This is a genomic window from Pseudactinotalea sp. Z1739 (assembly GCF_049725055.1).
Lineage (GTDB): Bacteria > Actinomycetota > Actinomycetes > Actinomycetales > Beutenbergiaceae > CALKWS01.
The window spans coordinates 201,240-222,870 of the sequence record NZ_JBMPQA010000001.1; the positions used below are offsets into that span (position 1 = coordinate 201,240).

A 21,631-nucleotide genomic window follows, 5' to 3' on the forward strand; every position below is an offset into this window, starting at 1 on the left:
TCCGTCGCGGTGCCTCGCCGCCTCAGGCGGCGACGTGCCGGGAGTCCAGTTCATGCCCGACGGCGTAGCCGAGCCGGGCGTAGAGCGCCTTGGCCCGAAGGTTGTCGGCGTACACACCGAGGCTGACCCGCCCGAATCGGGCCACCCCGGCGCGGGTGATGGCGGCGGTCAGGGCACTGCCCAGGCCGGAGCCGCGCAGATCCGGGCGGGTTCCGATGCCGCCCAGGTGCACCGCGTTCACCCAGTCGAAGGACCCGGCCACCGCGGCCAGTTCGGCGCCCCGCCAGATGCCGAACCAGGTGCTCCCGGGCCGGTCCGGCCCGAAGTGGGTTCCGGGTAAAGCCACCGCCTGCACCGCGTGGATCTGCCCGAGGTGCCGGGGGATCTCCAGGGGCACCACTTGGTCCTCGAGGGGGTGCGCCGGTGGTACCTGCTCGGTCCACATCCAGTCCCAGCGCCCCCGGCGCGGCAGGTTCCACCGGTCACGGAGAGCGGCCGGCAGCAGGTCCCAAGCACCCGGTGGCAGTGACACGCTCTGCGGCGTGAACCCGTGCAGCACCTCCTCGCTCCGGTTCGCCACCAACTCGGCCACCGCGCCGGGACCCCCGAGCGCCGTGATCGAGCGGGCCCGCCCCGGGTGGTGACCGGCCCGGGCGGCCATGCCCACCACCAGCGCACCCGTGGCGCACAGGTGCCGGGCCTCGTGCCAGCGCCAGCGGTCCCCGATCACGAACGGGTGCTGCGCCCACTGCGCGGGCAGGTCGGTCAGGGGTGGTGCGGACGGGGTCGGGCTACCGCCCACCGCCTGCTCCCGCGGATGCACCCTCGTCCCTGCCGCCGTCCCGATCCCCGTCGTCGCCACGCGCACCTGCCGGTGCCGGGCGGGCGTCCACGCCGGCCTCCTTGCGCTGCTGGGCGGTGATCGGTGCCGGCGCGTCGGTGAGGGGGTCGATCCCACCGCCGGACTTGGGGAAGGCGATCACGTCGCGGATCGACTCGCTACCGGCCAGCAGCGCCACCACCCGGTCCCAGCCGAAGGCGATGCCGCCATGCGGGGGCGCGCCGTAAGCGAACGCCTCGAGCAGGAACCCGAACTTCTCGTTCGCCTCCTCCTCCGACAGGCCCATGATCGCAAAGACGCGCTCCTGCACCTCGCGCTGGTGGATCCGGATCGAGCCGCCCCCGATCTCGTGTCCGTTGCAGACCAGGTCGTAGGCGTGGGCCAGGGCTGCGCCCGGGTCGTCCTCGAGAGTCTCCAGGAACTCCGGCTTCGGTGCGGTAAAGGCGTGGTGCACCGCGGTCCAGGCACCGGTACCCACCGCCACGTCCCCGGCAGCGACGGCCTCACCGGCGGGTTCGAACACCGGAGCGTCCACCACCCACAGCAGCGACCACGCGTCGTGGTCGATCAACCCGCACCGTTGCGCGATCTCCACGCGGGCCGCACCGAGGAGGGCCCGGGACGCCTTGACCGGTCCGGCGGCGAAGAAGATCGCGTCCCCGGGTGCGGCGCCCACGTGTGCGGCCAGGGCGTCCCGTTCGGTGTCGGAGAGGTTTTTGGCCACCGGGCCTCCGAGGGTGCCGTCGGTGCCGACCGTGACGTAGGCCAGGCCCTTGGCCCCGCGCTGGCGGGCCCACTCCTGCCAGGCATCGAACTGCCGGCGGGGCTGGTCGGCGCCACCGGGCATCACCACGGCGCCGACGTAGGGGGCCTGGAACACCCGGAAGGGAGTGTCGGTGAAGTACTCGGTGCACTCGGTCAGCTCGAGGTCGAAGCGCAGGTCCGGCTTGTCGGTGCCGTAGCGGGCCATCGCCTCGGCGTAGGTGATCCGCGGCAGCGGGGTGGTGATGGGCACGTCGATGAGCGCCCAGAGGGCAGTGACGATCCGTTCCGAGAGGGCGAGCACGTCCTCCTGGCTGACGAAGGCCATCTCGATGTCGAGTTGGGTGAACTCCGGTTGCCGGTCGGCGCGGAAGTCCTCATCCCGGTAACAGCGGGCGATCTGGTAGTAGCGCTCCATCCCGGCCACCATCAGCAACTGCTTGAACAGTTGCGGGCTCTGCGGCAGTGCGTACCACGAGCCGGGCTGCAGCCGCGCCGGCACGAGGAAGTCCCGCGCCCCCTCGGGGGTGGACCGGGTCAGCGTGGGAGTCTCCACCTCGACGAAGTCGTGGGCGGCCAGCACATCCCGGGCCGCCGCGCCCGCCGCCGAGCGCAGCCGCAGCGCGCGCGCCGGGCCCGGGCGGCGCAGGTCCAGGTAGCGGTGCTTCAACCGTGCTTCCTCCCCCACCGCCGCGCTCTCCTCCAGTGCCGTGGAGACCTGGAATGGCAGCGCGGCTGCGGAGTTGAGGACGACGACGTCGGTCGCGGTGACCTCGATCTCACCCGTGGCCAGGGCCGGGTTCTCGTTGCCCTCCGGTCGCGCCCCGACGGTGCCGGTGACCGAGAGCACGTACTCGCTTCGCAGGGGGTGGGCTACCTCCTCGTCCCGGATCACCACCTGCACGATGCCGCTGGCGTCACGCAGATCGATGAACGCCACCCCGCCGTGGTCACGGCGACGATCCACCCACCCGGCCAAGGTCACGGTGGAACCGGTGTCGGTGGTGCGCAGGGCACCTGCGGAGTGGGTGCGTAGCAACGGGTGGTCCTTCCTCATCGGTGCACCGGTCACGGCTTGACGCGGCGCACCGACGATCCTAGATCACCGCCGAGCCGGCTCGCCGTCTGGACCGTGGCCCCTCCCGGGCGGCCTGCACCGCCTCGGCGTAGCGTGCCCCGATCTGCGCGGCGCGCTGGGCCGGCGCCAGGACGGCCTCATCCACCCGGGAACCCACCGCCCGGGTGAGGTCGCGCACGGCGCGAGCGCCCCGCCGTCGGGCTCCGATGCTGGTTGCGATCCGGGAGATCCCGGCGAGGAGCAGACCGCCGGCCAGGCCGGCCAGGAACAGTGCGGTGGGCCACGGGATCGCCGGCAGCACGGCGCCGTGCTGGCCGAGCGGAACCGGGCCGAGTCGGGGCGGTGGACCGGTGGGAATCTGCAGGTAGCCGGCCGCTGCCAGCACACCGAGCCACAACGCGCCGGCGGCCAGCACCGCCAGCAGCACCCAGTGCAGCAAGGAGACCGCCGGCCACCACCGGGCCGGCCGGGGTCGCGGGGTGCTGCGTACCACCACGGCGTCCAGGGTGTCGGTCAGCGCCTCAGCGGGTACCTGTGCTGCGGTGCGCAGGTAGGTGTACCAGGGCTCGTGCGCATCCTGGGCGAGGGTGCGTCCGATCCGTGACAGGGCCGCGTCCACCCGGGCCACCTCGACCGCCCCCGGGTCCGGGCGTGAGGTGACGGTGGTCACCGGTTCCTGCTCCTCGCTCCGGTCTTCAGGCCCCCGGGGCATGATCTGCCTGGCCCGGTCCGGCTCGGTGGTGGGCAGGCGGAGCCTGCTGAGCGGGTCGGGTCGCAACCGCCGCAGCCAGCGGGTAACCGGCCACCCGGTGCGCGCCCGGGAGCGGTGCCGGAACGAACCCGCCACGGCCGCACCGACCCGGTCGACCCCGGCCGCCTGCGCCATGGCCGTGTGCACGTCGCGCATCTGGGCCGTGCTCAGTGATGCCGACGGCGGAGGCGGGTAGGCCCACGCGAGTTCGTCTGCGGCGGCGGTCACTTCGGCCGCCAGGCGGGCGTGCGCCGCCGTGCGGGCACCGGCGAAGTCGGTGACCACCTGCCGCAGCCGCGCCACGCCGGTCCCGGTGGTTGCGGAGGTGGCCAGCACGTGCGCCGGGGCGATCCCGTCCTTGGCCAGGCGTCGGTCCAGGTCCGCCAGCACCGCCTTGAGGTCTCCCGGGGCGAGCGTGTCGATCTGGTTCAACGCCACCACCGTGACCTCAGCATGCTGTGCCATCGGGCGCAGGTACCGAGTGTGCACCACAGCGTCGGCGTACTTCTGGGGGTCCAGCACCCAGACCAGCACATCCACCGCCTCGATCAGCGCGTCGGCGATGCGGTGATGGTCGGTGTGGACCGAATCGACGTCCGGCAGGTCCAGCAGGATCAAGCCCTCGGCCAGGTCGGGCTCGTGCCGGCGTTGGTCCACCTCGAGCCAGTCCAGCAAGGCGGCCCCCTCGGCGTCGCCGGAGAAGACCCCCACCGCGGTGGCCGTGGTGGGCCGGCGGGCTCCCACGGTGGCCGCCTTGGTTCCGCTGACGGAGTTCACCAGCGAGGACTTGCCCGACCCGGTGGCGCCGGCGAAGGCGACGACCGTGTGCGCGGTGGACAGACCCTGCCGGGCCGCCACCCGCTCCAGCACCGCCCGGGCCTGCTGCACCGGGCCGGGTGTGGGCAGGGTGGCGGGGTCCAACCCCTCCACCAGGGCGGTGGCTTGCTCCAGTGCGCCGATACGCGACGTCAGGTCGTCGCGACCGCGCCTCACGTGTCCATCCTCCCGCGCACCTGCGCCACTGCCTCGGTGAGCCGGGCGCGGGCGTCTCGGGGCTGGTCCGTGGGCACAAGTCGGGTGAACCGGGCGACCTCGGCGGCCATCAGGTCCTCTACCCGCGCGAGCAGATCAGTACGCGCGGCGGTGGTCAGCCGTCGCACGGCGTCGTCGCCGAAGACCGCCTCCAGGACCTTCTGGGCGACGACGGCGGTGCCACCGGCGACGGCCACCTCCCCTCCGGTCAGGCCACCGGTGGAGGCGAAGACGAGCACCATCAGCGCCACTCCGACGCCGTTCACCCCGAAGGCCAGCAACCGGGCGGTGGTGCGCTTCCCGGCACCCTCGGAGCCGACCAGTTCGAGCAGGTGCCGCTGCCATGCGCGGATCTGCTCGGCGGCCCGCTCGGAGAAGTCCGCACTCGCCCGCCCGGGCAGGGCCCGGGCAACCAGATCACGTCCGGCGCCGTCCCTGGCCCATGCCGCGCGGGCCCGCTCGGCACTGGCATCGGCGTGGGCGGTGAGCAGTGCGTGCAGCCCGTCGGTGATCGCCACCTCGACCTGCTGCTCCGGCGGGGGCCTCCGGGTCACATAGGCACTGACCCGGTCCCGGGCGCGGCCGATCCGGGACTGCAGTTTCTGGAAGAATTCCCCGGCGCCGACCAGGTCCTGCCAGCGGGCCAGCACCTCCCCGCGCAGCATCGCGCCGTCGCTGAGGGCCTCGCGCACCGCATCGGTGCGGTAGGCCTGCGTGGCAAGGGTGTGTAGATGCTGGGCTGCGGCGTGCTGGTCGGTGAGTGCCTCGATCAGGGTCTCGGCCTGGCCCAGGGCGTGGCCGGTGGCCCCGGTGAGGGTGCGGCGCACCACCTCACCCCGGGCCTGGGCGTCCGCGCTCAATCCGTGCAGCCAGTCGCGCACCGGTTGCGCCGCGCCGGCCGGCAGCAGGCCCTGGCTCGTCAGGTCGGACTCGGGGATGTCGAACAGGGGCGCCTCGGCCAGGCCGTTGCCGCGGAGCATCCGGGTCAGGTCGGTGTGCACTTCCTGCCGCACCCGGGGCGGGATCCGGTCCAGCACCACCGCGATGACCACGTTGCGCTCGGCCGCCAGGTTGAGGAGTTCCCACGGCACCGCGTCGGCGTACCGGTGGGCTGTGGTCACGAACAGCCACAGGTCGGCCGCGGCGAGCAGTTGATGAGCGAGTTCCCGGTTCTGTTCGACCACCGAGTCCAGGTCGGGGGCGTCCAGCAGCGCCAGACCCGCGGGCAGTGCCTCCGACGTCACCATCCGCAGGGCGGCGCGCCCCGGGGCTACATCCTCGGAGCCGGGTCGTGCGGTGGTCCCTTCGCCGTGGGTGCGCACCAGGGTCGGAAGCACCCGGTTCCCGGCGAACCATTCCCGGTCCTGCGGGTGGTGGATCAGCACCGGGCTGCGGGTGGTGGGCCGCAGGGCTCCGGAGGCACTGACCGGGGCACCGATCAGGGAGTTGACCAGGGTGGACTTGCCCGCCCCTGTCGACCCGCCCACCACCGCCAGCAGCGGTGCGTCCACGTCCGCGTAACGAGGCAACAGGTAGTCGTCGATCTGATCCAGCAGCCGCGACCGGTCCCGGGTGGCCGCCGCACTGGTCGCGGTGGTCAGCGGAAACTCCGCGCGGGCGATCGACGCACGCAACTGTCCCAGCGCTGCCTCCATACTGCGATCATGCCAGCCGGGCGTCGTCGCGGCACACGCGTGCCGACCGGCTCGCCGGCCCTGCGATGTGGCCGCGCGAAGGCCGGTGAGGTTGCGCACACTGCCGGGGCAGGCGGAGCGCTGGACGATACAGTGGTGGCTTCTGGAGCGCACGAGCCGCGCACAGGCCCTCCGATGGCACCTTCGTGGCCATCGACCGTGGTGCGAGAAGCGCATCGGCGGCGTCGGGCCGAGGCGGACGCGGACCAACCGGGTCTGCACAGTTCCACCTCGTCTGCGATTGGACACCGCCATGCCTGACGCCCGCACCCCTGCCACGAACAGTTTCGCGGACCTGGGTCTTGCCCCGCACCTGCTCACCGCGATCACCGAGATGGGCTATCGCGAGCCGACCCAGATCCAGACCGCGGCCATCCCGCCGCTGCTGGCCGGACGCGACGTCACCGGTGTCGCCCAGACCGGGACCGGCAAGACCGCCGCCTTCGGCCTGCCCCTGCTGGCCGCCGTCGACCCCGACCTGGCGGGCGTGCAGGCCCTGGTGCTGACCCCCACACGGGAACTGGCGATCCAGGTGGCCGACGCCCTGACCCAGATGGCCTCGACCTCCCCCGGCCTGGACGTGCTTCCCATCTACGGCGGCGCCTCCTATGTCACCCAGCTCCGTGCCCTCAAGTCCGGCACACAGGTGGTGGTGGGCACCCCCGGCCGGGTGATCGATCTGGCCGAGCGCGGCAGCCTGGACCTGAGCGGGGTCTCCTATCTGGTGCTAGACGAGGCCGATGAAATGCTGCGGATGGGTTTCGCCGAGGACGTCGAGGTGATCCTCACCCACACCGGTACCGACACCCCGAAACAGGTCGCCCTGTTCTCCGCCACGATGCCCTCGGCGATCCGCAAGGTGGCCCGGGAGCACCTGAACAACCCGGTCGAACTGGCCACGTCCGCTCCGTCCTCCACCACCACCATGATCACCCAGACCTACGCCGTGGTGCCGTTCCGGCACAAGGTGGGGGCGCTGTCCCGGGTGCTGGCCACGACCGCGGCCGATGCCACCCTGGTCTTCGTGCGCACCCGCGACACCGCCGAAGAAGTCGCCCTGGAACTGACGGCCCGCGGCACCCCCGCGGCGTCGATCAGTGGGGACGTGCCCCAGCGGGAACGCGAGCGGATCGTGCAACGACTGCGCAGCGGCGGCCTGGACGTGCTGATCGCCACCGACGTCGCCGCTCGTGGCCTCGATGTGGACCGGATCGGCCTGGTAGTCAACTTCGACGTGCCGCGCGAGGTCGAGGCCTACGTGCACCGGATCGGGCGCACCGGTCGGGCCGGACGCTCCGGTACCGCACTGACGTTCTTCACCCCGCGCGAGCGCAACCGGCTGACCGCGATCGAGCGGGTCACCGGCAGTTCGCTGCAGGAGGTGGACATCCCCACTCCGGCCCAGGTGAGCAAGCACCGCGCCCAGCGCGTGCTGGCCGAACTGGGCGAACGGATCGGCCGCGGCCGCCTGGACCTCTACCGCGAGCAGTTGCAGGCCTACACCGACGACGGCGCGGTCGAACCCCTCGAGGTGGCGGCGGCACTGCTGGCACTACAGGTGGGTGATGACGGCCCGGCCCCCCGCCAGGACCGCGCCGGAGGCGAGTCCGGCTCGGTCGGGGTGGCCGGCGGCGAGCGTTCCGGCACCGCTCGGCGCCAGGACACCGAGGCAGCATCGGCACACACCGGCCGCGATGAGCGGCCGGCGCGTGCCAGGTTCGACTCCGCCCGTTCCGAGGCCGACCGGCCCATGACCCGGCGCACCCCCGGGCGCACCTCTCGGGGCACGGTCTACCGGGTTGCCGTCGGGCACACCCACGGCGCCCGTCCCGAGGCGATCGTCGGTGCGATCACGAACGAGGGCGGGTTGCGCGGATCCGACCTGGGCAAGATCGAGATCTTCTCCCGCTTCTCGCTCGTGGAGGTCAACGCACAGGTCACCGACGAGGCCTCTCGTCGCCTCGACCGCGCGGTCGTGGCCGGCCGGCCGATGCACTTTCGTCCCGACACCGGAGCACCGGGCGGCACCAGCGATCGGGGCGGCGTCCGGCCCCGGCGCGGGCATGACGCCGGCAGCGGACGGCGTGCGATGACGAAGCCGGCGAGGGCAGCCAAAGCCCCCACGGCCGCCAAGCAGGGCCGCAAGCCCCGGCACACCGCTGCGCGGAGGCGCCCCGGCCGGCAGCGCTGACCACGGGCGGGTCCGGTGTGCGCGGCCGCGGGTTATGCCCGGCCGGCTGCGCCGGATCAGGCCCTGCGATCAGGCCGGAGCCGGTCCCGGCAGCACCCGGGGCCACAAATCGTCAGCCGGCGGTGTCCACGCGGCGGCGTCGGCGGCGACCTGCTCCCCCGACCGGATGTCCTTGACCTCGGCGCGCTCGCGCTGGGTCCCGGCGGGGAACCACACGAACGGGATGCCCCGCCGGTCGGCGTACCGGATCTGCTTGCCGAACTTCGCCGCGCTGGGAGCCACCTCCGCCGGGATGCCACGGGCACGCAACCCTGCCGCGTCGGCGTTGCTGCGGGCACGCTCGTCCTCATCGGTGACCGCCACGAGCACGGCGGCCGGTACCGACCGGGTGGCGTGCATCAGGCCCGCTGAGAGGACCCTGGAGGTCAGCCGGGACACTCCGATGGACAGGCCCACCCCCGGATAGGTGCGCCGTCCGTCGGTGGCCAGGGAGTCATACCGGCCCCCGGAACAGATCGACCCGAGGTCCTCGTGCCCCACCAGCACCGTCTCGTAGACGGTCCCGGTGTAGTAGTCCAGGCCACGGGCGATCCGCAGATCGGCGGTGACCACGCCCGGGACCTCGGCCTCGGCGGCGTCGACGAGTGCGCGCAGTTGCCCCAGGCCCTCCTCCAGCAGGGGGTGGCTCACCCCGAGGTTGCGCACCCGGGCTTCCACCTCCGCGCCGGTGCCACTGATCCGGGCCAGTTCGAGGGCAGCCTCGGCCTGGGACCGGGTCAACCCGATCTGGTCGGTCAGCACGGCCCGTACGCCGTCGTCGCCGATCTTGTCCAGTTTGTCGATGGTGCGCAGGGTGCCCTCGACGTCGGTGACCCCGACGCCCTCGTAGAACCCTTGGGAGACCTTGCGGTTGTTCACTCCGATGCGCACTGCCGGTAGGCCGTCGCCGGTGAGCGCGTTCAGCGCGTGCGCGGCCACCAGCACCGCCTCCACCTCGTAGTGGAAGGGCAGTTCATCGGCGCCGACCACATCGATATCGGCCTGCAGGAACTCCCGGTAGCGGCCCTCCTGGGGCCGCTCCCCGCGCCAGGCCTTCTGGATCTGGAAACGCTTGAACGGGAACTGCAACCGGCCGGCGTTCTCCACCACGTAGCGGGCCAGCGGCACCGTCAGGTCGAAGTGCAGGCCCAGCGTGCGGTCGTCGGTGGTGTCGGTCTCGTCCGCGTGCAGCCGCCGCAGCAGGTAGACCTCCTTCGACGTCTCGCCCTTGGCCACCAGCCGGTCCAGGGGCTCCACGGCCCGGGTCTCGATGCCGGCGTAGCCGTGCAGGCTGAACACGCGCCGCACGGTGGCGGTGATGTGTTCCTCCACGATGCGTTCGCCGGGGAGGCGTTCGGGGAATCCGGACAGTGGTGCGGGACGGGCCATGGGCACATTCTGGCACCGAAGCGGCCGGCCCCGACGCATCGGCCGCATCGTGGGCCGTGCCCGGAACCGGCACGCACCGTGCTTTGTGACCATCCCGTGACCCGTAAGAGCGCTAGTGGCGGCCGCAGATATGGCAGCGTCTATCTAGACTGGTGTGCGCTCAGCAAGCGCCAGCACCGACGCACTACAGGAGGAACCGGGCTTGAGCCCCAGCAAACGAGAGCGCGAACGGGCGCGCCAGTTGCACGACAAGCGCCTCGCTCGCCAGCAACGGGCCAAAGTCCGGCGTCAGCGCACCATCGCAATCGTGGTGGTGGGCACCCTGGTGCTGTCCGGTCTGGTCATCGCTCTGCTGACCTATGGCTTCGGTGGTGACGACTCCGATCAGGCCGAGACCCCGACCGACCCCGGCGCGCAGACCGATCCGATCGATGAAGCCGACCAGGACGCGCCACCGGCCGATCCCGAGCCCCTGCCGAGCATCGACGCCCCCCAGTACGACGTCGCGCCGGACGCCTCGCTGGCCGAGGACCGTACCTGGCAGGCCACCATCGATACCAGTGTGGGCACGGTCCAACTCGAACTCGACGGTGCTGCGGCACCCCAGGCGGTGGCCAACTTCGTGCACCTGGCATCGGACGGGTACTTCGACGGCACCGCCTGCCACCGGCTGCTGCCCGAGTCCCTCCTGCAGTGCGGTGACCCCACCGCAACCGGAACGGGTGGGCCCGGGTACAGCTTCGGCCCGATCGAGAACGCACCCGAGGACGACGTCTATCCCGCCGGTACCGTGGCGATGGCCCGCGTGGGCGGGGATGGGGAGTCCATGGGCTCCCAGTTCTTCCTCGTCTTCGCCGACGTGCCGCTGCCGGCCGACGACGCCGGTGGGTACAGCGTGTTCGGTACTGTCACCGAAGGTCTGGATCTCCTTGCCGAGGTCGGGGCCGCCGGACCCGGGACCGAGGGCGAACGACCTGCGATCGACGTGATCATCGAGAATGTGGAGATCCAATGAGTGCACCGGAGCACCCCAGCACCCCCGAGGCGCAGCCCGAGCCCTTGGGAACCACACACGACGGAGCAGATCAGGTGATCCACGATGCCGACGCCGTCAGCGCACCGGCTGATGGAGGCGATGTAGCCGCAGCCACCGAGCAGGACACAGGCGCCGAAGCGGGCGCAGCCACGGACGAGGCTGACGGCACCGAGGACGCAGGAGCCGAGCCGGTTGCGGCCGAGGAGTCGCCCGCGCGAGAGCCAAGGCCGACGCCCAAGCCGAGTTCGGTACCCAAGCCGAGCATGCTCGCCCGGCCCCGCCCCGGTGGTCCGCCCGCACCGGTGGCTGCGGCCGCTCCGAGCCCGCCTGCCGCTCGGGCCACTGCCGCGCAGCCCGGCGGTGCCGAGGCACCGATGGATCCCGAGCAGGTCGCGGCGGCCGCGGAGTTCGGCAGGGTCGACGACGATGGCACCGTCTACGTCAAGGAACCCTCAGGTGACCGGGTGGTGGGCCAGTACCCCGGAGTCTCCGCCGAGGAGGCCATGGCACTGTACATCCGCCGGTACCTGGACCTGAAGGCTCAGGTGGACCTGTTCGCCGCACGGTTGGGTCAACTCGGGGCCAAGGACCTGGATGCGACGCTGGCCACCCTGGGTGAGGCCATTGCCGAACCCGCTGTGGTGGGCGATCTGCAGGCCCTCCGCGACCAGGTAGCCGCCCTGGAGGCCCAGGCCCAACTGCGCAAGGCCGAACTGGCCGCCGACCGTGCCGCAGCCAAGGAGAAGGCGCTGGCCGAACGCAACACCATCGTGGAGCGGGCGGAGAAGATCGCCGAGCGCGACCCGGCCCGCATCCAGTGGCGCCAGGACGGGCAGCGACTGCGGGACCTGCTCGAGCAGTGGAAGCAGGCCCAGCGTTCGGGGCCACGACTGGACCGTGGCACCGAGGACGCGCTCTGGAAGCGCTTCTCCGCAGCCCGCACCCATTTCGACCGGGTGCGGCGCCAGTACTTCGCCGAACTCGACCGCGTCCACGCCGAGGTCAAGGCCACCAAGGAGAAACTGATCGCCCGCGCCGAGGCGATGAACACCTCGACCGACTGGGGCGGCACCTCAGCCGCCTACCGTGAGTTGATGGAGGAGTGGAAGCGCGCCGGCCGCGCCTCCCGTAAGGACGACGACGCCCTGTGGGCACGATTCCGCGCCGCGCAGGACGTGTTCTTCGAGGCCAGGCAGGCCGCGAACAACGCGATCGACGCCGAGTACGGCGAGAACCTGAAGGTCAAGGAACAGCTGCTCAGCGAGGCCGAGGCCCTGGTGCCGGTGCGCGACCTGGACCGGGCCAAGGCGGCACTGCGCGACATCCAGGACCGCTGGGAGGCCGCCGGCAAGGTGCCCCGCGCCGATATCGGCCGGGTCGAAGGGCGCCTCCGGGCGGTGGAGCAGGCGATCCGGGACGTGGAACAGGCGCAGTGGCGCACGTCGAACCCGAGGGTCCGGGCCCGCGCCGAAGGCGCCGCGGCCCAGTTGGAGGCGGCGATCGAGAGCCTGCAGAAGGACCTGGCCCGGGCCGAGGCGAGCGGCGACGAGAAGGCGATCACCAAGGCCTCCGATGCTCTGGCCGCCCGGAAGGCCTGGCTCGAACAGGTACTGCAGGCCGCCGACGACGCCCGCTGAGACTGCGCCGCTGCGAGGGTGCACCGGCAGCGGCGACACAGTTCGGCGACGACGGCCGGTGTGGGTGCTGACCGGACCCACCCGCCGGAGAACCGGTTCAGGTCTCCTCGACGCTGCGTCCGGTGAGCACCTCGCGGGGCGTGCGCACCGGCGGGACAACGCGCTCGCCCTCGGCACCCTGTGGCTTCTTGGCAGGCTTGTCCTGGTCCGCCTTGGCACCAGAAGACACCTTCGCCGGAGGTGGATCGGGCGACTCCGGCCGCTCCGGCGACTCAGCCCCGGTGCTTGCGCGTTGGGGCGGACCGGCCGGTTTGGTTCCGGTGAGACGGAACACGTCGAAGACACCGTCGATCTGGTTCACCGCGCGCAGGACGTGGCCCAGGTGTGACGGCTCGGCCATCTCGAACACGAACTTCAGGATCGCCACCCGGTCCTGGGAGGTCGTCACGTTCGCCGAGAGGATGTTCACGTGATTGTCCGAGAGCACCTTGGTCACGTCGGAGAGCAGGGCGCTGCGGTCCAGTGCCTCCACCTGGATCTGCACCAGGAAGACACTCTGGGCCGAGGGTGACCACTCCACCGCCACGATCCGGTCCGGTTGATCGCGCAAGCCCTCCAGGTTGCCGCAGTCCTCACGATGCACCGAGACCCCCGAGCCGCGGGTGATGAACCCGACGATCGGGTCGCCCGGCACCGGCGTACAGCAGCGCGCCAGCTTGGTCCAGACATCGGCGTCGTCCATACCGGCGACGATGATGCCGGACTCCCCGGTGCGGGATCGCGTCCTGGCCGCCCCCGGGCGGGCGACCTCGGCCATATCCTCCTCAGCACCGTCCTCACCGCCCAGACCCGCCACCAGTTTGCGCACCACGGTGCTGGCGGAGATGTTCCCCTCCCCCACCGCCGCGTACAACGCGGAGACATCCTGGTACTGCATCTCATCGGCCAGGACGATCAGTGTGTCGTGGCTGAGCATGCGCTGGATGGGCAGGTTCTGCTTGCGCAGGGCGCGGGCGATCGCGCCCTTACCCTGTTCGATCGCCTCCTCGCGGCGCTCCTTGGTGAACCACTGGCGGATCTTGTTGCGGGCACGGGGGCTCTTGACGAAACCCAGCCAGTCCCGGCTCGGGCCGGCGCCCTCGGCCCGGGAGGTGAAGACCTCCACGGTGTCGCCGTGCTCCAGCGCGGACTCCAGCGGCACCAACCGCCCGTTCACACGGGCGCCAACCGTGCGGTGACCCACCTCGGTGTGGACCGCGTAGGCGAAGTCGACCGGCGTGGACCCGGACGGGAGCGCCAGCACGTCCCCCTTGGGGGTGAACACGTACACCTCGGTTCCCGACATCTCGAACCGCAGGGAGTCCAGGAACTCACCGGGATCAGCGGTCTCGCGCTGCCAGTCCACCAACTGGCGCAGCCACGGCATCTCGTCGGCCTCGGTGCTGCGCCTGCCCGCACTGCGCGCAGCCTGCTTGTACTTCCAGTGCGCGGCCACGCCGTACTCGGCCCGGCGGTGCATGTCATAACTGCGGATCTGGATCTCCACCGGCTTGCCCGTGGGGCCGATCACCGTGGTGTGCAGGGACTGGTACATGTTGAACTTCGGCATCGCGATGTAGTCCTTGAACCGCCCCGGCACCGGGTTCCAGCGCGCGTGCAGCGCACCCAGCACCGCATAGCAGTCCCGCACCGACTCCACCAGCACCCGCACCCCGACCAGGTCATAGATATCGGCGAAGTCACGCCCACGCACGATCATCTTCTGATAGATCGAGTAGTAGTGCTTCGGCCGCCCGGTGACCGTGGCTTTGATCTTGGCCGCCTTGAGGTCATCGATCACCTGGGTGCGGACCTTGTTCAGGAACTCCTCGCGCGCCGGCGCGCGCTCGGCCACCAGGTGCACGATCTCCTCGTACACCTTCGGGTAGAGGGTGGCGAAGGACAGGTCCTCCAACTCCCACTTGATGGTGTTCATGCCCAGCCGGTGGGCCAGCGGGGCGTAGATCTCGATCGTCTCGCGGGCCTTGCGGGCCGCGGACTTGGCCGAGACGTGTTTCCACGTCCGGGCGTTGTGCAGACGGTCAGCGAGCTTGATCATCAGCACCCGGATGTCTCGCGCCATCGCGATCACCATCTTACGCACCGTCTCGGCCTGGGCGGCCTCGCCGTAGGAGACGCGGTCCAGTTTCGTGACGCCGTCAACCAGGAGCGCGAGTTCGTCGCCGAACTCCTCCCGCAACTGCTCCAGGCTGTAGTTGGTGTCCTCCACCGTGTCGTGCAGCAGCGCGGCGGCCAGCGTGGGCGGGGTCAGCCCCAGCTCGGCCAGGATCGTGGCCACCGCTACCGGGTGGGTGATGTAGGGGTCCCCGCTCTTGCGCGACTGGCCCTCGTGGGATCGCGCCGCAACCTGGTAGGCGCGCTCGATCAGGGACAGATCCGCTTTGGGATGGTTGGACCGCACCACGGCCAGCAGCGGCTCCAGTGCCTTCGGGGTGGTACTGGTCCGGGCACCGAACCTGCCCAGCGCAGATCGCACACGCGATCCGGGCACCACCGGGTCCGCCGGGGCGGGGGTGGTGGTGCTCACCGGGGTGCGTTCGTCCATCTACCCATGGTACGCAACCTTGCGCCGATTGAGCCGCCTCAGTCCGTCAGCAGCGCGTGCACCGGCCAGTCGGTCAGATTGCCCCGGCCACCTAGTTCCGCCAACTCCAGCAGAACCGCGATGCCCTCGACCCGAGCGCCGATACGCTCGAGCAACTGTGCCGCGGCCCGCGCGGTGCCACCGGTGGCGAGCACGTCGTCGAGCAGCGCGACCCGCTGCCCGGACCGGATCCCGACGCCGGAGACCTCCAGTTCGGCGCTGCCGTACTCCAGGTCATAACGCTGCTGGTGCACCGGTGGGGGCAGTTTGCCGGCCTTGCGTACCGCGAGCACGCCGGTGCCGAGGACCGCCGCCAGCGGGGCGGCGAGCAGGAACCCGCGCGCCTCGATCCCGGCCACCACATCGACCTGTCCGTCGAAGAAGCCGGCGAAGGCCTGAATCACCGAGCCGAATGCCTTCGCGTCGGCCAGCAGCGGCGTGATGTCGCGGAACAGCACGCCGGGCTCAGGGTAATCCGGTACCTGGCGCAACCCAGCACGGATCGAGGCCGCCAGGGCATCGGGGCTCACCCGCGCCCCCGAGGTTTGCGGCGCCTGGGCTGGGCTGCCTGGCCAAGGTGCTCCCCCGCGACCAGGCCACCGGCCCGGGCCGCGGTCAGTGAGGAGTCCACGCTTGTGCCCTCGGCCTCGGCCTGGGCGACTCGGCGCTCCCGGAGTTCCAGGACCTTGGCTGTGTGCTTGCGCACGGCCGGGTCGCGCTCGCGCAGCGCCACCTCGATGGGCGTGGCGATGAAGATCGAGGAGACCGTGGAGGCGGCCAACCCGATGAACAGGGCCAGCGCGATGTCACGCAACGTTCCGGCACCCATCAGGAAGGCGCCCACGAACAGAATCCCACCCACCGGCAGCAGACCCACGATCGAGGTGTTGATGGAACGGACCAGGGTCTGGTTCACCGCCAGGTTCGCGGCCTCGGCGTAGGTGTACTTGGTCTGCTCGGAGTACAGCGTGGTGTTCTCCCGGACCTTGTCGAAAACCACCACCGTGTCGTAGAGCGAGTAACTCAGGATGGTCAGGAACCCGATCATCGAGGCCGGGGTCACCTCGAAGCCCACCAGGGCGTAGATGCCCACGGTGACCAGCAGGTCGTGGACCAGTGCGGTCAGGGCGGCGACCGCCATCTTCCAGTGCCGGAAGTAGGCCGCCATCACCACCGCCACCAGGACCAGGAAGATCAGCATGCCCTGCAACGCCTTGGCGGTCACGTCCTGACCCCAGGTGGGCCCCACGAACGAACTGGTCACGTCATTGACCGGCACCTCATAGGCCCCGGCGAGCAGTTCGCGCAACCGGGTCGTCTCGGCGTCATCGAGTTGCTCGGTCTGGACGCGGATGGTGCCGGAACCGATGTTGGAGACACGCGGTACCTGGCCGGAATCCATCTCCGCGACCGCATCATGGGCGGGTTGCTGGTCGGTGATCTGGGTCCCGGAGACGGTGAACTCCGAACCACCCCGGAATTCGATGCCCGGGTTCAACCCGCGGATGCCCAGCACCAACAGCGAGGCCACGATCAGGATCAAGCCGATACTCAACCACCGGCGCCGGTTCTGCACGATCGGGAAGGACTTCTTCCCGGTGTACAACTCATTGCCCAGCTCGGAGAACTTCCTCATCGGTCCTCACCTTCGCTCGTGGTGGCCGAATCCGGATCCTCGGGCTCAGCGCCGATGGGCTCGTCCGCGCTCGCCGAGGCACGTGCGGAGACCGCTGCCAGGGCCTCGGCCCGGCGTCGTTCGGCGATGGTCCCCTGACCGGCCGCGGCGTTGTCCTTGATGGCCTCACGCTCCGCGCGGGAGCGGATCTGGCCCCGGCCACGGTAGGCCGAGACGACCGCACCCAGATGCTCGGGATCGAGACCGGAGATCTTCGAACCCTCCTGGAAGAAGCGGGTGCGGACGAGCACCTTCATGAACGGGTGGGTGAAGAAGATGAACACGAGCAGGTCGATCAGGGTGATCAGGCCCAGCATGACCGCGAAGCCGCGGACCCCGCCCACGGCCACGAAGTACAGCACCACCGCACCCATCAGGTTCACCGCATCGGAGGCCACGATGGTGCGCCGGGCACGTTTCCAACCCTGATCGACCGCGTCCTCCAGGCGTCTGCCCTCTCGGACCTCGTCCCGGATGCGTTCGAAGTACACGATGAAGGAGTCGGCGATGATCCCGATCGCCACGATCAACCCGGCGACGCCGGCCAGCGACAGGCGGTAACCCATCTGCCATGACATCAGCGCGACCACCAGGTAGGTCAGGCTGCCGCCGAGTACCAGGCTGGCCAGAGAGATGATCGCCAGCGCCCGGTACTGGATCAGGGCGTAGACCACCACCAGGCCCAGCCCGATCAGACCGGCAAGCAGCCCTCGCTGCAACTGCTCCGAACCCAGGGTGGCCGAGATCTGCTCCTCGCTCTGCACCTCGAACTCGATCGGCAGTGCCCCGAAGTTGAGCTGGCTGGCCAGGCGCTGGGCCGATTCCCGGGTCAGGTTGCCGCTGATCTCAGCCGAACCGCCCGGGATCGGGTTCTGCACGGTGGGTGCCATCAGCACCAGACCATCCAGGACCATCGCGAAGCGGTGGGTTCCGGACTGGACGTACTGCGGCTGGGAGATGCGCTGGGTGACCTCCAGGAACGTGGCCGCACCCTCGCTGTTGAACTGCATCGACACCGCGTACTCGTTGGTCACCACGCCACCCTCGGTGACGCGGAAGCCCGAACTGGCGCTCTCGATGTCGGTACCGGGGATCTCCATCGGCCCCAGGATGAACTTGGAGGTGCCATCCACCGAGCAGGCGACCAGGGCCGCATCGGGATCGTCCCCGCCCCCACCGACCAGGTTCTCCGGGTCGGTGCAGTCCAGGGTGTAGTAGTCGAACAGGATCTGCTCGGTCACCCACGCCTGGTCGGAGGCATCGGTCGGGGTTGACTCCGGGGTATCGGAGAGTTCACCGTCACCGTCCAGGTCCGCAGCAGCGAAAGCCGCTTCCTCGATCTCCTCTCGGGTCGGCGGTGTCGGTGCGGCCTCCTCCTCGGCCCCCTCCCCTACGCTCTCGTCCTCGCTGCCCTGGTCCTCCGTGGTGGACGCCACGACGCCACCGGTGGCGCCATCGGCGCCGGTGTCCTCGGTGCCCTGCTCCTCCTCGACGCCGTCGGACCCGGTGAGGTCCTCCAGGTCCAGGTCCTCGGGGTCGAGATCCCCCAGGTCCAGGTCCTCGGGGTCGAGATCCGCCAGGTCCAGGTCCTCGGGAGCCTGGGTCAGCATGTCCGGGTCGATCGGTCCGGGGCCGGTCTCGGCCAGGAAGGACCGGAATCGCATCTGCGCACTCTGGCGCACCAGGTTCAGCGTCTCCTCGGTCGGCTCCCCGGGCAGCCCGACCACGATGTTGGAGCCACCCTGGCTGGAGATCTCCGCCTCCGCCACACCCGAGGAGTCCACCCGCTGGCGAATGATCTCGATGGCCTGGCCGACCTGCTCCTCGGTGATCTCGGCGGCGTCATCGGTGCGCGGGGTCAGGATGATCTGCGTGCCGCCCTCCAGGTCCAGCGCCAGGTTGGGCCGCCATGTCGCGTCGCTGAGCACGGTGCCGGCGGTGAGGGTGCCGAACAGCATGCCGAACACGATGAAGAACATCACCAGCGTGCGCACCGGGCGCACGGCTGAGGGAGTTGGTTTCGCCACGAACGTCGTCTTCTTCCCGTCCGGCACCCGCGGTACCGGTGTCAGCGGCCCGGTGGCGGGCCGAGTGGATCAGTCCTTCTTGTCGTCCCGGTACGGGCGGCGCACCTGGTCCTCGGACAGGAATCCGTCCGGGGCCGAGGTCCCGGTGCCGCCCGCATCGGACTCGGTGGCTTCCGCTTCCGATGCGGTGGTCTCATCATCGGCGCTGGCGTACTCGGTTGCCGGGTCGACCTTCTTGCCGATCGCCGGGAGATACCAGCGCGAGGGGACCCCGGGGGTCGACTCGATCGTGACCACGTTGCCATCGACGGAGGTCACGGTGCCGTACATGCCCGAGGAGGTCATCACCTCATCGCCCACCGACAACGAACGCCTCATCTCCAGGTCATCGCGCTGCCGCTTGCGATTCTTGTTCATCATCAACAGCAACAGCCCGAAGATGACAACAAGGAAGATGAGCATTACGGGATCCATGGGCACGTCTCCACCAGCGAACGGAAAGGGTCTGGCCGATTCTAGGCCATCGGGGCGCCGGTCAGGACCACAGGGTCCCTTCCGGGGCCGGTGGGGACAGGCCCAGATGGGCGAATCCCTCGGGCGTGGCCACCCTGCCGCGGGGGGTCCGGGCGATCAGCCCCTCCCGCACCAGGAACGACTCGACCACGGTCTCCACCGTCTCCGGTTCCTCCCCGATCGCGACCGCCAAGGTGGCCAAACCGGTGGGACCGCCACCGAACCGGCGACACAGCGCTGTAAGCACGGCCCGGTCCAGCCGGTCCAGCCCGCGGGCGTCGACCTCGAAGACCTCCAGGGCGCGTTTCGCCGCCTGCAGGTCCGCCGCCCCGGTGCCGCGCACCTGGGCCCAGTCCTGGACCCGGCGCAGCAATCGGTTGGCGATCCGCGGGGTGCCCCGGGAGCGGGTGGCGATCTCGGTGGCAGCCTCGGGCTGCAGGTGCACGTCCAGCAGCCGTGCGGACCGGGTCAACACCTGTTCCAGTTCGGTCGGGGAGTAGAAGTCCATGTGTGCGGTGAACCCGAACCGGTCCCGCAGCGGTGCCGGCAACAGCCCGGACCGTGTGGTGGCCCCCACCACCGTGAACGGTGGCAACGTGAGCGGAATGGCGGTCGCTCCGGGGCCCTTGCCGACCACCACATCAACCCGGAAGTCCTCCATCGCCAGGTACAGCATCTCCTCCGCGGGACGGGCCAAGCGGTGGATCTCATCGATGAACAGCACGTCCCCCTCCATCAGGGAGGACAGGATCGCCGCCAGGTCGCCGGCGTGCTGGATCGCCGGCCCCGACGTCAACCGCAAGGACCCCTCAACCTCGGCCGCCACGATCATGGCCAGGGTGGTCTTACCCAGCCCCGGAGGGCCGGCGAACAGGATGTGGTCGGGGCTGCGCCGCCTGGCCCTGGCCGCGTCCAGGACCAGGGAGAGCTGGTCGCGCACCACGGCCTGTCCGATGAACTCCTCCAGCCGGCGCGGGCGCAGGGCCGCCTCGGCGGCGCGTTCGAGTTCGTCGGCCTCGGTGGCCAGCAGACCCTCGGTGTCCTCCTCAGCCATTCCCGCCGCCTCCTAGGTGCTGCAGCGCGATGCGCAACGCCGCTGCCGTCTCCAAGCCGGGGTCCTCGGTGAACACCTTGTCCACGGCCTTGGCCGCGGTCTTGGCGGGCCATCCCAGCCCCTCCAGCGCGGCCGACACGTCCTCCTGGGCACGCGAACGCGCCCCCGGGACAGCCGCCTGTGCCGGTGCGGCACCGGAACGCGGTGGCCCGAGTTTGTCGCCCAGGTCGACGATGATGCGCCGGGCACCCTTCTCCCCGATCCCGGGGACCTTCGTCAGGGCCTTGACGTCCTCGGTGGCCAGTGCGCCGCGCAGGCCATCGGGTGTGTGCACCGCGAGCATCGCCAGCGCCAACCGCGGACCCACGCCGCTCACGCTCTGCAGCCGCTCGAAGATATCCCGCTCGTCCGGCTCGGCGAACCCGTACAGCGTCATCGAGTCCTCCCGGACCACCATCGAGGTGGCCAGTTCGGTCTCGGCGCCGGTACGCAGGGTGGCCAGCGTCCCGGGGGTGGCGTGCACCCGGTAGCCGACTCCCCCGGTCTCCAGGACGCAGGACTCCAGCCCGATGTGGCGCACCTGCCCCCGCAGAGAGGCGATCATGAGGAACTTCCAGCGACGAACATGCGTACGAGGCTAACCGATCGCACCGCCGGCGCGTAGCCGACCCGCCGCACCGGCGCCCGTGCGCGGTGCGGCCGGTGTGCGACGGCTGCGTGCGGCGGCCTCGGTCCAGGAACGTTGGGCCGGGGTCATCGTGACAGCGGGCCGCGGCCCGGCGGCGCCCGCTCGCCAGGCATGGGTGATCGCCAGTGCCAGGGCATCGGCGGCGTCGGCCGGGCGGGGTTTGTCGGCCAGGCGCAGGATCCGCCGAACCATCTCCTGGACCTGGTCCTTGCCGGCTCGTCCGCTGCCAGTGACCGCGGCCTTGATCTCACTGGGCGTGTGCGTGGCCACGGGAATGTCGGCGCGGGTGGCGGCCACCATCGCCAGACCGGCCACCTGCGCGGTCCCGGTAACCGTGCGCACGTTGTGCTGGGCGAAGACCTGCTCCACCGCCACCGCGTCCGGCCGTAGCCGGGTCAGCCACTGGGTCAGCGCCCGGTCCAGCGCGGTCAGACGGTGGGCCAGCGGGTCGGCGGCGTCGGTGCGTAGCACCTCGACCTCGACCAGTTGCACGCTGCGGCCCGGGCCCACGCTGATCACCCCGATCCCGCACCGGGTCAGGCCCGGATCCACGCCCAGGATGCGATAGGTCATGTCTGCA

At 70.7% G+C, this 21,631-nt stretch carries 16 protein-coding genes; 3 read left to right on the top strand and 13 right to left on the bottom strand.

What is annotated here, in order from left to right:
* Positions 1–22: 22 nt before the first annotated feature.
* Genes ACO0LV_RS00980 through ACO0LV_RS00995 form a run of 4 tightly spaced genes read right to left on the bottom strand, consistent with a single transcriptional unit; the run spans position 23 to position 6,119 of the window.
* Complete coding sequence (locus ACO0LV_RS00980) at positions 23–802, bottom strand: GNAT family N-acetyltransferase (RefSeq protein ID WP_424785992.1); 780 nt, start codon at positions 800–802, stop codon at positions 23–25.
* Positions 792–2,642, bottom strand: coding sequence for an aspartate--tRNA ligase (aspS, locus tag ACO0LV_RS00985; RefSeq protein WP_424786272.1), 1,851 nt, complete (start codon positions 2,640–2,642; stop codon positions 792–794). Before aspS ends, ACO0LV_RS00980 begins: the two co-directional genes overlap by 11 nt.
* A gap of 58 nt (positions 2,643–2,700) precedes the next feature.
* Entirely contained in the window at positions 2,701–4,425 is a 1,725-nt protein-coding gene (locus ACO0LV_RS00990) for a GTPase family protein (RefSeq protein WP_424785993.1), read from the bottom strand.
* Entirely contained in the window at positions 4,422–6,119 is a 1,698-nt protein-coding gene (locus ACO0LV_RS00995) for a dynamin family protein (protein ID WP_424785994.1), read from the bottom strand. The genes ACO0LV_RS00990 and ACO0LV_RS00995 overlap by 4 nt, the downstream gene beginning before the upstream one ends.
* 292 nt (positions 6,120–6,411) lie before the next feature.
* On the opposite strand from ACO0LV_RS00995, the gene ACO0LV_RS01000 reads away from it, so the two are divergent.
* Positions 6,412–8,349, top strand: coding sequence for a DEAD/DEAH box helicase (locus tag ACO0LV_RS01000; RefSeq protein ID WP_424785995.1), 1,938 nt, complete (start codon positions 6,412–6,414; stop codon positions 8,347–8,349).
* A 69-nt stretch (positions 8,350–8,418) separates the two neighbouring features.
* On the opposite strand, the gene hisS is transcribed toward ACO0LV_RS01000, so the two are convergent.
* Positions 8,419–9,777: a histidine--tRNA ligase gene (gene hisS / locus ACO0LV_RS01005; RefSeq protein WP_424785996.1), complete on the bottom strand. Its 1,359-nt coding sequence runs from the start codon at positions 9,775–9,777 to the stop codon at positions 8,419–8,421.
* 154 nt (positions 9,778–9,931) lie between these two features.
* Here hisS and ACO0LV_RS01010 point away from each other — a divergent pair, with 154 nt between their 5' ends.
* Both ACO0LV_RS01010 and ACO0LV_RS01015 read left to right on the top strand, forming a co-directional pair.
* Positions 9,932–10,792 (top strand): peptidylprolyl isomerase, encoded by an 861-nt coding sequence (locus ACO0LV_RS01010; RefSeq protein WP_424785997.1) that lies wholly within the window; start codon positions 9,932–9,934, stop codon positions 10,790–10,792.
* A complete protein-coding gene (locus ACO0LV_RS01015; protein ID WP_424785998.1) occupies positions 10,789–12,450 on the top strand; it encodes a DUF349 domain-containing protein in 1,662 nt (553 codons plus the stop codon). Before ACO0LV_RS01010 ends, ACO0LV_RS01015 begins: the two co-directional genes overlap by 4 nt.
* A 97-nt stretch (positions 12,451–12,547) precedes the next feature.
* Here ACO0LV_RS01015 and ACO0LV_RS01020 read toward each other — a convergent pair whose 3' ends face one another.
* The 8 genes from ACO0LV_RS01020 to ruvC all read right to left on the bottom strand — a co-directional run bounded on the left by ACO0LV_RS01020 (position 12,548) and on the right by ruvC (position 21,624).
* The gene (locus tag ACO0LV_RS01020; protein WP_424785999.1) at positions 12,548–15,055 is read right to left on the bottom strand and encodes a RelA/SpoT family protein; all 2,508 of its coding nucleotides are present in this window, start codon (positions 15,053–15,055) and stop codon (positions 12,548–12,550) included.
* A 38-nt stretch (positions 15,056–15,093) separates the two neighbouring features.
* The gene (locus ACO0LV_RS01025; RefSeq protein WP_424786000.1) at positions 15,094–15,624 is read right to left on the bottom strand and encodes an adenine phosphoribosyltransferase; all 531 of its coding nucleotides are present in this window, start codon (positions 15,622–15,624) and stop codon (positions 15,094–15,096) included.
* A complete protein-coding gene (secF, locus tag ACO0LV_RS01030) occupies positions 15,621–16,730 on the bottom strand; it encodes a protein translocase subunit SecF (protein ID WP_424786001.1) in 1,110 nt (369 codons plus the stop codon). Before secF ends, ACO0LV_RS01025 begins: the two co-directional genes overlap by 4 nt.
* Positions 16,727–18,796 carry a protein translocase subunit SecD gene (gene secD, locus ACO0LV_RS01035; RefSeq protein WP_424786002.1) on the bottom strand — a complete coding sequence of 690 codons (2,070 nt, stop codon included), beginning with the start codon at positions 18,794–18,796 and terminating at the stop codon, positions 16,727–16,729. Before secD ends, secF begins: the two co-directional genes overlap by 4 nt.
* 69 nt (positions 18,797–18,865) lie before the next feature.
* On the bottom strand, positions 18,866–19,258 hold the full coding sequence (gene yajC / locus ACO0LV_RS01040) for a preprotein translocase subunit YajC (RefSeq protein WP_424786003.1): 393 nt from the start codon (positions 19,256–19,258) through the stop codon (positions 18,866–18,868).
* A gap of 73 nt (positions 19,259–19,331) precedes the next feature.
* Complete coding sequence (gene ruvB / locus ACO0LV_RS01045) at positions 19,332–20,363, bottom strand: Holliday junction branch migration DNA helicase RuvB (protein WP_424786004.1); 1,032 nt, start codon at positions 20,361–20,363, stop codon at positions 19,332–19,334.
* On the bottom strand, positions 20,356–20,967 hold the full coding sequence (gene ruvA / locus ACO0LV_RS01050; protein WP_424786005.1) for a Holliday junction branch migration protein RuvA: 612 nt from the start codon (positions 20,965–20,967) through the stop codon (positions 20,356–20,358). Before ruvA ends, ruvB begins: the two co-directional genes overlap by 8 nt.
* A 33-nt stretch (positions 20,968–21,000) precedes the next feature.
* Positions 21,001–21,624, bottom strand: coding sequence for a crossover junction endodeoxyribonuclease RuvC (gene ruvC, locus ACO0LV_RS01055; RefSeq protein WP_424786006.1), 624 nt, complete (start codon positions 21,622–21,624; stop codon positions 21,001–21,003).
* Between the last annotated feature and the right edge of the window lie 7 nt (positions 21,625–21,631).